The sequence below is a fragment of the Bradyrhizobium sp. CB3481 genome (assembly GCF_029714305.1).
Taxonomy (GTDB): Bacteria; Pseudomonadota; Alphaproteobacteria; order Rhizobiales; family Xanthobacteraceae; genus Bradyrhizobium.
In genome coordinates, this window is the sequence record NZ_CP121647.1 from 2,709,892 (window position 1) to 2,721,181 (window position 11,290).

General features: G+C 62.5%; 13 protein-coding genes. 7 read left to right on the forward strand and 6 right to left on the reverse strand.

Translation table 11 applies throughout. The features are described 5' to 3' along the window. Window positions 1-64: 64 nt before the first annotated feature. Window positions 65-289, reverse strand: a complete 225-nt coding sequence (locus tag QA643_RS12885; protein WP_283033534.1) for a hypothetical protein — start codon at window positions 287-289, stop codon at window positions 65-67. An 87-nt stretch (window positions 290-376) separates the two neighbouring features. Here QA643_RS12885 and QA643_RS12890 point away from each other — a divergent pair, with 87 nt between their 5' ends. The 3 genes from QA643_RS12890 to QA643_RS12900 are packed head-to-tail and all read left to right on the forward strand — an operon-like array spanning window position 377 to window position 3,299. Beyond that, window positions 377-2,206: an ATP-binding protein gene (locus QA643_RS12890; protein ID WP_283033535.1), complete on the forward strand. Its 1,830-nt coding sequence runs from the start codon at window positions 377-379 to the stop codon at window positions 2,204-2,206. Continuing rightward, window positions 2,199-2,921, forward strand: a complete 723-nt coding sequence (locus QA643_RS12895) for a peptidoglycan-binding domain-containing protein (protein WP_283033536.1) — start codon at window positions 2,199-2,201, stop codon at window positions 2,919-2,921. The genes QA643_RS12890 and QA643_RS12895 overlap by 8 nt, the downstream gene beginning before the upstream one ends. Window positions 2,922-2,954: 33 nt before the next feature. After that, a complete protein-coding gene (locus QA643_RS12900; protein ID WP_283033537.1) occupies window positions 2,955-3,299 on the forward strand; it encodes a DUF1491 family protein in 345 nt (114 codons plus the stop codon). 18 nt (window positions 3,300-3,317) lie between these two features. On the opposite strand, the gene QA643_RS12905 is transcribed toward QA643_RS12900, so the two are convergent. Then, window positions 3,318-4,295 carry a DUF2336 domain-containing protein gene (locus tag QA643_RS12905; protein ID WP_283033538.1) on the reverse strand — a complete coding sequence of 326 codons (978 nt, stop codon included), beginning with the start codon at window positions 4,293-4,295 and terminating at the stop codon, window positions 3,318-3,320. A gap of 245 nt (window positions 4,296-4,540) precedes the next feature. Between QA643_RS12905 and QA643_RS12910 the strand changes: the two genes are divergently transcribed. Together QA643_RS12910 and QA643_RS12915 are read left to right on the forward strand one after the other, a co-directional pair. Continuing rightward, the gene (locus QA643_RS12910) at window positions 4,541-4,741 is read left to right on the forward strand and encodes a hypothetical protein (RefSeq protein WP_283033539.1); all 201 of its coding nucleotides are present in this window, start codon (window positions 4,541-4,543) and stop codon (window positions 4,739-4,741) included. A gap of 74 nt (window positions 4,742-4,815) precedes the next feature. Further along, entirely contained in the window at window positions 4,816-5,532 is a 717-nt protein-coding gene (locus QA643_RS12915) for a hypothetical protein (protein WP_283033540.1), read from the forward strand. 174 nt (window positions 5,533-5,706) lie between these two features. Here the strand turns inward: QA643_RS12915 and QA643_RS12920 are convergent, their stop codons facing one another. From QA643_RS12920 to QA643_RS12935, 4 genes are all read right to left on the reverse strand, one after another. Further along, entirely contained in the window at window positions 5,707-6,159 is a 453-nt protein-coding gene (locus tag QA643_RS12920) for an SgcJ/EcaC family oxidoreductase (RefSeq protein WP_283033541.1), read from the reverse strand. A gap of 209 nt (window positions 6,160-6,368) precedes the next feature. Then, complete coding sequence (locus tag QA643_RS12925) at window positions 6,369-6,899, reverse strand: hypothetical protein (protein ID WP_283033542.1); 531 nt, start codon at window positions 6,897-6,899, stop codon at window positions 6,369-6,371. A 118-nt stretch (window positions 6,900-7,017) separates the two neighbouring features. Next, window positions 7,018-7,359 (reverse strand): hypothetical protein, encoded by a 342-nt coding sequence (locus QA643_RS12930; RefSeq protein WP_283033543.1) that lies wholly within the window; start codon window positions 7,357-7,359, stop codon window positions 7,018-7,020. 262 nt (window positions 7,360-7,621) lie between these two features. Next, complete coding sequence (locus QA643_RS12935) at window positions 7,622-8,482, reverse strand: LysR family transcriptional regulator (RefSeq protein ID WP_283033544.1); 861 nt, start codon at window positions 8,480-8,482, stop codon at window positions 7,622-7,624. A 92-nt stretch (window positions 8,483-8,574) separates the two neighbouring features. Here QA643_RS12935 and QA643_RS12940 point away from each other — a divergent pair, with 92 nt between their 5' ends. Both QA643_RS12940 and QA643_RS12945 read left to right on the forward strand, forming a co-directional pair. After that, window positions 8,575-9,402: an MBL fold metallo-hydrolase gene (locus QA643_RS12940; RefSeq protein WP_283033545.1), complete on the forward strand. Its 828-nt coding sequence runs from the start codon at window positions 8,575-8,577 to the stop codon at window positions 9,400-9,402. A 1,094-nt stretch (window positions 9,403-10,496) separates the two neighbouring features. Next, window positions 10,497-11,222 (forward strand): hypothetical protein, encoded by a 726-nt coding sequence (locus QA643_RS12945; RefSeq protein ID WP_283033546.1) that lies wholly within the window; start codon window positions 10,497-10,499, stop codon window positions 11,220-11,222. Window positions 11,223-11,290: the final 68 nt, after the last annotated feature.

Genomic DNA, 11,290 nt, shown 5'->3' on the forward strand with positions numbered 1-11,290 from the left:
TTGTGCCGCACTTAAGGCGCAGCTTCGTTTGTAACTAACAGTCGTGGATAAAGCCTAAGTGTTTTCATTGAAGTAAATTCGGCGAAAACTTGCCGAAAATCGCAAAGATTCGATTCGGCGTAAATTTTCGATTGATGATGCTCAATGCGGCAAAGGTGGCCGCACGGGTGCATCCACCATTTTGAAACCATAGATCGGCCGCGCTTGGAAACCTGTCGTTCACCATGCGCGCCGAATGGAGGCCGTGTGGCGCGCGAAACCGCCGCGCAATGACGGTGTCGGGCGCCAATCCGCCACGCCTTAGCGTTCGCTTAAGTTCGCTCTGACACGGTGGCGCAAAGGATAATGGGGGCGTTCCGGCGCGTCTGTCTGACGAATGAGCCGAAGCGCGAGAGCCGTGATTGTTTTGAGTATCATCCGCGATTGTCTCGATGCGTTGCTGCATCCCTCCGCACGATATGATGCGTTGACGCGTGCGCGTCATCGCGCCTTCATGGCGCCGCGGCTGCTCGGCAGCCTGGTGGCGCTTGCCGCTTTTCCGGTCTATCTGGCGATGCGCGGGGCGCCCACCGCGCTCGAGGTCGCGGCGTTCGCCTGGCTGATCGCACCCATTCTGTTGTCGTGGTTTCTGTCGCGCACCGGCCGCTATGAAGGCGCGCATATCCTCTCCGCGCTGGCGCTGGCGGGCCTCGTCATGATGGTCGCCGTGACCACCGGCGGCATCGAATCCTTCGCCGCGGTCTGGCTCATCGTCGTTCCGCTGGAAGCGGCGCTGTCGGCCTCGCGCCGCGTCGTCGCCTTCGCTTCCGCACTGGCACTGTCATGCGCCGCCTCGCTGATCGCGCTCGGACATTTCCATCTTCTGCCCGAGATGGAGCCGAATGCCGCCCTGCATGGCGTCCTGATGGGGGCGGGCGTCGCTTCGGCGACGCTCTATGCTGCGGGGCTGGCCGTCAGTGCGGAATCGCTGGCGCGTACTTCCGTGGCCCTGCTCAGTCTCGAGGAAGACCGCTACCGGTTGCTCGCGCGCAACATGAGCGACGTGATTTCGCGTCACAACCGCAATGGCGCCGTGGAGTTCATTTCGCCGGCGGCGGAGGCCATGCTCGGCACCCCGTGCGCCCGGCTCACCGGCCATGGCCTGTTCGACCGCGTTCATGTCGCCGACCGCCCGGCCTATCTTACGGCACTGTCGGATGCCGCGCGCGGCAGCGAGCAGCGCAGCGTCGAATTCCGCCTGCGCCGCGATGCCACGCGCGGTCAGAACACATCAGCCGATTTCATCTGGGTCGAAATGCGTTGCCGGACGCTCGAACAGGTTTCGCCTGAAGCCGAGGTCGTCGCCGTGATGCGCGACATCACCGACCGCAAGATCCAGGAGCAGGCGCTCGAACTGGCGCGCACCGCCGCCGAGCAGGCCGATGCCTCCAAGACGCGATTCCTGGCCACCATGAGCCATGAACTGCGCACGCCGCTGAACGCCATCATCGGTTTCTCCGAGATGATCGTGCATGAAGAGGCGATGATGCTCGATGCCGCGCGGCGCAGGGAATACGCGCAGCTGATCAACGATTCCGGCCAGCATCTGTTGTCGGTGGTCAACGGCATCCTCGACATGTCCAAGATGGAAACCGGCAATTTCGAAATTTCGCCGGAACCGTTCGCGCCGCGCGCCGCGCTGCTGCATTGCTGCAATCTGCTGGCGCTGAAGGCGCGCGACAACGGCGTCGACCTGGTCACCCGCGCCGCCGAGGATTTGCCGGTGATGAACGGCGATCCGCGTGCGTTCAAGCAGATCGCGCTCAACCTGATCACCAACGCCATCAAGTTCACCGAGCGCGGCGGCAGCGTCACGGTTTCCGCCGCGACCGAAGGAACGCGGCTGATGCTTGTTGTCACCGATACCGGGGTCGGTATCGCCGCCGAGGACCTCGCGCGGATCGGCGATCCGTTCTTCCAGGCCGGCAAGACCTATCAGCGCAAGCACGAGGGCACCGGCCTTGGCCTGTCGATCGTGAAGGGCCTGGTCGCATTGCACGACGGCGAGATGAACGTGCAGAGCACGGTCGGCGAGGGAACCACGGTGACGGTTGCTTTGCCCCTTGACTTTGTGCCGCTGCTGTCGCCTTCAAGCAACGTCGCGACGCTGGTACCGGCGCAGCGACCCGAATCACAGGATCAAGCTCAGGTGAAGAAGAGTGCCTAGGCGTATCGACGACGACGATGAGGAGACGCCGCGCCGCCGCCGTCGCAGCGCGAAGGCCGCTGCTGTCGCGGTGGAGCGAGAGCGCGGTCTTCTGATGCGCATGTTCCTGCACAGCCCAAAGGACATGATCGCGGGCCTGCTCGCTGCCGCCGCGATCTGCGCCATCGTCGCCAATGCGCTGTTCCTGCAGGCCGGCCGCCATCCGTCGCCGATGTTCGGCTCGGTCGTCACGCTGCCGGCGCCGCAGGCGGGCACCGCGAACCCATTGCCGCGCCCGCGCCCGGTCGAATTGACCAGGTCGGCCGACACCGATCCGCCGGAAATCAGGCCGGTCGAGGTGAGGGGCGCCGATCCCAAGCACGTCGAAACCAAGAGCGCCGATCCCAAAAATGCCGATCCCAAGAATCCCGATCCAATGGCCAATCTGGTGGTCAAGTCGACCAATGCGACCACGACCGCGCCTGCCAATGGCGTGCGTCCGCCGGCACCGATTCCGGGGAATACGCAAAGCGCGGGCGCGAAGCGCGTGGCCGCGGTGCAGCGGGCGCTGACGCAATATGGCTATGGTCAGTTGAAGCCGACCGGCGCGGTCGGTTCGGATACGCAGGCTGCGATCGCGAAATTCGAGCGCGACCGCAAGCTCCCTGTGACGGGCCAAATGTCTGACCGCCTGGTGAAGGAGCTGACGGCGATGATCGGGCATCCGATCGACTAGCTTCCGCCGGATCGCTGGCCTATCGTCCAAAATATGCGATTGAAATCATCCATCTGGGTGGCTGCTTACCTGCGCCGCTGCCAGACCGAGGGAATCTTTGGCGCCGTGCGCAAGCGCGGGGCGGAGGAGGCGGGCGCGGTGTTCGTCAAGGTGGCGCTGCTCGATGGCAACGCCATGCTGTACGCCCCCGCGCCGCAGACCGTCTATGACGAGAGCCGCCCGGCCGAGCGGCTGTTCGCGCCGGCTTCTCCAGCGCCGGTGCCGGAGCAGTCGGTCGAGGAGCGGCTCGCCAAGGAAATCCGTTTCGATCCCGACGCATGGATCGTCGAGACCGAAGACCGGGCAGGGCGCCACCTTCTGGATCTGGCGAAAGCCTAAGCAGACAAAAACAATGCGCTAGCGCTTCGAGCCGTCGGTGCCGGTGCGAACGGCCGGTGCCGTTCCGGGCTGCACTGCGGGCCGTGCCTGCAAATTCGCCGCGCGGGCGCGATGACGTTCGTCGTCGTACAGCGCGGCGCGGTATTTGGCGCGGGTCACCGCCATGGTCGAGCCGCGCCAGGCGGCCAGCATCACCAGCGCGGAGCGTTCGCTGAGGCAGTCATAGAGCCGCGACAGGCGGTAGACGTTGTGCACGGATGAGCCGAATTCCGGATTGAGGAACAGCAGCACGCGCTGAAAGATCGCGCTCGACATGTCCAGCGCTTTCATCGCACACGCCAGCGGCTCGCCGCCGGGATCGTCGACGACCTGCGCGGCGATCCGCTGCGGCAGGATCAGGGCCTCGCCGAGCTCGAGCGCGAAGTTTTCGGTGTCCTCGGCGAACGCCGCCATTTCCAGAATATGCAGCGCGCGCGCGGCGCGGGCGGTCGGAATGCGCGGCGAGGCCTTCAGCGGCGTGTCGGCCAGATTATGCAGGATCAGCGCGCGCTCGCTGGCGCTGGCGGCGAAGAACATGTCGCTGATTTCGGCGGCATCGTTCGGCCGCATCGCAAGACTGGACGCGATCCGCAGCTCTGCCTCGGTCGGCGCCCTCGCCGCCGGTGGGGTGGCCGGCGCCGCAGCGATCGGAGCAGCCAGCGGCAGCGGCTCGCCCGGATGTGGAGATCGCAATCCGAGCTTGGCCATGACCTCGACCGGCGTCGCCGGATAGATCGCAAGCCGCGCCCGCACCGCGGCGCGGGTGGCGTCGTCGACCTGGTCGATCAGGCGGGACGTCAGCTCGACGAACTGCCGCTCTTCATCGGCCGAATGGGCGCTGGTCTGGACGTAAAGGTCAGTCAGCACGCGCAGCAGGGTCGGCCTGATATCGACGCCCTCGCGGCGCGAGAGCGTCATCAGCCCGTCGAAACCTGGAAACAATGGAGCTGCCGTCATGTCAGGGATACGCGACTTCGATCATCCTTCGCGTCAGACTACGTTAAGGCACTTTAATGGTTGGTTAAGGAAAACGGCCCGTGAAGGAATCCGATAAAATGCGAACTTTTCGAACGCAGTAGAGCTGTCCGAGCCCGTAACTGTACCGACCTCACACATTAAGATGCCGTTAACCACGTTCTGTTCTGAATGATGGCATGTCGCCGGCCAAATCGCGTCCGCGCGGCAACCAGAGAGAACGGAATATGGGCACCATCATTGAATTTCCGGCGGATGCGGCTTCAAAGCGGCCGGGCTCAACCATGGATGGCGCTCCACGCGATGGCCTGGGTACCGTGCTGATTCTTCCTGTCGTCCGTATCGAACGCCAGGCCGGCGAGACCGGCGACGGGCGCGGGCCGGAAGAGGGGACGGCGCCCGGTCGCCGTCGCCGTCGGCGCCCCTGAACCACGGATGTTTGCAAATGCCGGAGCCGTGCCTCCCGATCCGGACCGCCGGGCTTCGGTCACTCCCGGCTCTCATGATATTCGCGGCGAGCGCCGTGCTCGGCGGCTGCAGCGGCGGCGATTTCGGCCGTACCCGCGCCGACATGCGCAACGACGACATGCACCGCTGGATCGGCGCGGAGGCGACCGCCAGTGTCGGCCTCAGGCCCTCGCACTTCCAGCTTACCGAAAACGAACGCCAGCTCCGCGATCTCGCCTATCCCCTGATCGAGCCGCCGCATTCGCGCCCCGCCTGGAAGAGCGTGTTCGGCGATTACCAGCCGCTGCCCTCGCCATGGCGGCAAAAGGTGGTGTTCGACCGCACCACCTATGGCCGCGCCTTGATCGACGAGCCGCACCGCTCGCACACCTCGCGCTATCAGCAGTTGATCGAGGACGTCCGCAACGACATCACGCGGTTCGAGCCGTTCTTCGCCTCGGCGGTGCGCGTCATCGAGCTCGACCGCAAGCGCAGCGCCAGCCTGAAGATGGTCTCGGAATTGTCGCCGCGCGAACAGGCCGATGCGATCGCCCGCATGGAAGAGAACACGCTGATCGTGCAATGGGTCCAGCAATGCCTGGAGCGGCGGATTTCTTCCTATCGCTGGGCGCTGGAGCGGCTGGTGATCCAGGCGCCCGATGGCATCGCCGCCGACGCCGACCGCCTGATCGGCGAACTCGCCGCGCAAACCGCCAACCCGCCGGTCGCCGCCCAGCCCGTGATCGGGCGCGCGGTGACGGTGAAGGGGTAGGCGAGGGCGTTATTCACAAATCCGAAAGAGCCATGTACATGGCGATGTCCGGATTTCGGCTCAGAAGCAGACACCAGGGTTGGTCTTCAGCAAGTCTGCTTTGGGCCACAACCAGACAACCGTATGCGGGAGACGAGAGGAGATCGTCGTCGGGTGATCGCGCAACTAAATTCTTTAGTTCTTCGGAAGAACGTGAGGCGAGGAATGGTGATGTGCGATGCACCACTCATTTCCTTGCTTGGTGACGAGCATGGTGAAGCGCGACGGACCTGGTACTGATTTGCCATCCACCATACGAGTGAACGTGTAGAAGCCGGTGACCACGGCGGCGCTATCGTTGATCATTATTGTGCGCCGCTCTTCGATCGTATTCGTGTTGCCGCTCCCTTTTATGGGTGTGAAGTATTTTATTATCGCTTGCGTCCCTTCGGAGATGACCGGACTAACAGTTCCGAGAAGGACTGCAGTCGGACAATAGGTCTTAGCAATGGTTTCTGGATCATTGGTGCCATACGCAACTGACCAACGGTCCACTGCAGCATTTGCATCTTCCGACGGGCCAGCCAAGGCCAGAGTGGGGGCCATCAGTATCATTGCAATGTAGGCGAGCGTGACAGTTCGTGTCATTACTTCCCCCCATTTGCTACAAGCACAACCCTTTGTAAGGGCAGGCAGTATAACAAACGCAATTGCGTTTAGCCATTGCGTGCAGCGACCGCTTTGGGTCAGCAGGCGGAGAACTCAACCTGAGCAATTCTAGTCCGCTATGCCCCACTGAGCAGACCTCAATGAGAGCTGCGGCCACTTCGCTGATGGGCCAGATGCGGACCGGTGCTTCACCTACTCGTAGAAAAGGAGCTTTGCTCTCGGAAATATGCGGACACTTCGGCCTCCCACCGAGCGTGTTGCGAGGAGCTGATCATGAATGACGTCAGACGACGAACGCCGTCTTCCGCCGAATAGATCATCACCGTGTATTCCTGACTGAGTTGGTCGGGTGTTTGGGGAATGCCGACCGGGTTGGCAAAGTCTCGGTAGTCGGTTCGTAGCCCCATTCGGACTTCAAAGACACGACCATTTTCGGCGCTGCCTCTCTTTACCTCGGTAATCTCGACTTTTGTCGCGAACACGTCGTTACCAGGCTCCTCGCCATGACGGCCAAGGAGCCAAATTGGCGGCTCCAAGAAACGAACCTTAGCGATGATAACGTCCCTCGCGTTGGCAGGCAGGTTGTTCGACACATCGGCGCCATCTGACGTCTTATCAAGAAAATATGCGATAGGCGCCTTGGCTTGTGCGTGCGCAAAGGACGGTGCACCGACTATCACGCCGCTCAGAGCAGCGAAGGCAAAAACTAGCTCAAGCAATTTTTTGGCTCTGCATCGCATCAGGATTGTAGTGCTAATCTACACCATTTTAGGATGGTCTAACAGATCAGGTCCGCTGAGGGGTCACAAGCCGACATTGCCCGCCGGTACCTTTTTCTCAACCTGATCGGCAAGTCGTTGCAGGTTCAAATGCCGCTTTGCGCGACCGAACCTGGAGTTCTACGGCTTTCCGGGCAGTCTCCCATGGCACCGCAAACGTGCCTGTCATCCGATCAATTGTAAATTTGCCGTCGAACTGAATATCGCGCGTTTTACCTTCGTCCCATTCAATCGAAACTGAAAAAGATAATTGGCCGGACCCTCGATCGTAGTTAGCGACTTTAGCGGCGACGGGCTGCTTCAGGGCGCCTTCAGACCAACTCAACCTGATCACCGGGAAAGGCTTACCGTCCGAGACGATGACGACATAGCCGCCAATGTCGCCGCTTTCCTGTTCCACGCAACTGTCAGTGTAGTAGACGGTCCTGTCTGCAGATGCAGGCGAGCAAGTCGCTCCGATAATAACTCCTGCCGCGGCTGCAAACCAGCACACGTCGCGTTTGAACCTTCTAGATAGCACAGTCGATCTCCTTAACTGTCGAGCCACCACACGGACTGGGCTTCTGTCAGCGGGCTATAGCGATCAAAAGGCGAAGTTCCGGGCTAGCCAGCACATGTCTGCTTTTGCGTCAAAAGCAGACGTCTCTCGTTTTATGGGTACACTATCGCCGGGTCTTGTCGGCCGATTTGGCACGGCCCGCTTCGGGCCGCTGGCTCTGCAGTTTCGCGATGAAATTCTGCAGCGCCTCCGACGGCGGCCGCTTCGTGCTGTAGGCGAGGCCGACCTCGCGCTTTACATCGACGTCGATCTCGCGCACGGCGACGTCAGAATTGGCGCGCGCCACGCCTTCGGGCACGATGGCGATGCCGACGCCGGCGGCCACCAGCGCCATCGCCCAGTCTTCGGATTCGGCAATCGCCGCGGGCTGCCGCTTCGCCGAGGCAGCACGGCCGAAGAATTCGCTCTGCTCGCAATGACAGCGATCGACCATGGCGGCGCCGGCGAGATCTGCGGTGCGCAGCCGCTCCTTAAGCGTCAGCGGATGCGACGGCGGTAGCGCTGCGACATAGCGCTCGACCCAGAGCGGAACGAAATGCTCGTCAGCGCGCAGAACGTTCTTCGAGATGATCCGCGCATCTGCCGCATCATCGATGCCGACCAGGCGGAGCGCGATATCGGACGTCCCGGTCAGCGGCTTCAATAGCGCGATGGTGCGGGGACGGTCGAGCGTGCGCATCAGGCCGAGCGTCAGCGTGTTCCGCGTCGCAGATTTCCGGAACAGATTTTTCGCAGCATCGGCTTCATCGATGATGCGGCGGGCCACGGCGTGAAATTGTTCGGCGGCTTCCGTCGGCGCCACGCCCTTCTTGTGGCGGATGAACAGCGCCGTGCCGAGTTCGGCTTCGAGATTGGTGATCGCCGCCGAGATCGAGGGTTGCGAGATGAAGCAGCGTCTGGCCGCCGCCGTCAAATTGCGCTCCCTGAACACGGCCGAGAAATAGCGGAGCTCGCGAATATCCATAGGTCTATCCTATCGATGATATCAATTTTCGATATTTTACCTATGATATTCCGGATGACAAGCTGAGGCTCCGATCTCAAGGAGACATCGTCATGCGCGTCCACCATCTCAACACCGGCACCATGTGCCCGATCGGCCGGCGCCTCGTGAACGGCACCGGCAGCATTTTTCAGCGCGCCCGCATGGTGTGTCATTGCCTGTTGGTCGAGACCAATGACGGGCTGGCGCTGGTCGATACCGGCATTGGCCTCGACGACATCGCAGAGCCGCCGCGGCTGGGTCCCAAATGGGTCCGACAGACCAAGCCGCGCCTCGATCCGGCCGAGACCGCAGCAAGGCAGGTCGAGGCGCTCGGCTATGCGAGGGGTGACGTGCGACATCTGTTGCTGACGCATCTCGACCGCGATCATGCCGGCGGCATCCCGGACTTCCCGAACGCAAAAGTGCACGTCCATCGCCGCGAATACGAGATGGCGGCGGCGCGTACGGTGCCGGCGCCGAACGGCCGCTACATCACCGCGCAATGGCAGCACGGCCCGCAATGGGCGTTCTACGGCGAGGGCGGCGAAGACTGGTTCGGCTTCAGGGGCGTGCGCGCGCTCGGCGACCGCGAGCCCGACATTTTGATGATCCCGTTGCCGGGCCACACTATCGGCCATTGCGGCATCGCCGTGCGCAGCGGGGACAGATGGCTGCTGCACGCCGGCGATGCGTACTTCTTCCACGGCCAGATGCAGACTCCGCCGCAGGTGCCGCTGGTGCTCGGCCTGTTCCAGCGCCGCGCCGACATGGACCGCGCCATGCGCATGGAGAACCAGGAGCGCTTGCGAACGCTCAAGGCCAAGCACGGCGACGCCGTGACCATCTTCAACAGCCACGATCCCGTCGACTACGAGCGCTGCCGCTGCGGGCTGCATTAGGGCAGACGCCTTGAAGCTGGCAATCGTTCCGAGTCACCAGCAGACGTTCACGGGGACCACACGCCATCCCCAGCCTGTCCAGACCCGACGCCATCTCGTGCAACCATCCCACGCCGCGTAGCCCCAGCCGGGAGTACCCCAGCCCCAGCCGGGCCCCCAAGCGGCTGCGCTGGCCAGCCCTAGACCAAGCCCGATCCCCACGGCTGGGCCGCGCCAACCCCAACCACCGCCGCGCCAGCCGCCTCCGTGCCAGCCACCGCCATGCCACCCACCGCCGTGCCATCCTCCCCCATGAAAGCGCTGTGCAGAAGCAGCGTTCGGCGTCAGCGCGAGGACCGCAGCCACACCGAGCGCGAAGAGCGTCTTCCTCACCATGCAAGCCTCCTTACGTTGAAGATGCGCTCGTATGAACGCGGTAAGCGCGGAGACGTTGCAATCCGCGCGGCGCAGGACACCGGAAGCGCCCGGTTCCTGCTACGGAACCTGAGATTGTTGCGGGTTACTTCACAATCTTTCGATGTGTTTGGTGCAAAGTTTCCTTGTATTACTCAGAGGTTGTGTTTGACTTGGTGTGCTCGATTCATCGCTCCCAGCCCCTTCCAGATCGGCGGATCGGGCGGTCCCCGGTGCAGGACCCGTCCTTCTGCGCCGGGGCCCTGATTTAGTGGAGTTGCGTGATGCCGCCATCAGAGCGAAGAGACATGCTCCGGGTGATCGCAATCGGCGTCGTATCGTCGGTGCTGCTGGTCGCAGCGTTCGACTTTCTGCATTAGGCGCTGAACCAGATCATGCCTGATGCCGATCTGGCTCGGCAGGTACATCGTCTTGATCGCTGGGCTAGGTTTTGTTGCAATCCGGGTAGGGCTCGCCAGGCCCTCCGCAGCCGCACGCCCACTCACCAGCGAATGGCTTGCCCAGGTGGTTTTCAGAGCGTGCACGGACAATCCAGAAGGCGTGCAGGAGAGGACGTCGGTCGCGTGCGGACGGCATAGAGGGGGGTGCATTGACCTAACCATCTGCCATTTCTAGGCTGCGCCGGAAATTCGGAGGGGGCAGGCGTGCTTTCAAAGCTCAAAGATCTGGCCGCAGGCGCCGTGAAGAGCGTCAGCGAAGGGTTCGCGAACGCCTCCAGCGCCATTGCCGACCTGGCCGCCAGTCTTGCTACCCGCGCCGTGGCGGCCGCTGATCTCGGCCGCATTCTCGACATCATAGAAATGGTCCCGGGCGTAAGTTTCGACAAGCCCGAGCCCGATGCCGACTATCTCAATACGTTGCTGGCCGCGGTGCAGATGGGCGAGCTGACGCTGGCCGTGCACTACCGCCAGCAAACCGAAGCCAGCGTGGTGCGCTTGCATCCCATCGCAACGGCAGAGGCCAATCGACTGACCGGCACGGACAACAAGTTCTCCTCGAAAATCCTGCTCGACGGTGAAAACGACAAGCCCGCCATCCAGATGCTGATGAACACCGAGCATCTGGCAAAAAATTACCGGCACGTTTCCGCCGATACGCTGATCAACGCATTGGCCTTCCCGATCGAAAATGTCAAAGGCGGTTTCCTCATCGCCAGGCCGTTTCGCGCGATCGCACGGCCCATTGCAGGCTGGCTGCTCAATATTATTTTCGACCAGGGCGAAAAACTGCACCGGCGTTTCCGCGGCAATCGCGGCGAAGATCAGCCCGGGCTACCTTCGCCACCTGCGGACCAGGAACAAGCCGACGTGCCGCGTGCCTCAAGCACGTCGGAAGGCGACGACATCCAAGCGCGAGACGCCGATCGGCCCACGGGCAACCAGCCGCGGAATGATGGCGCAAATTGACTGAACACAGTTGAGAGCAGTGCACTCACCGTCAGCGCCAATCGGAATTCGGTTAAACGCCGCTAAGG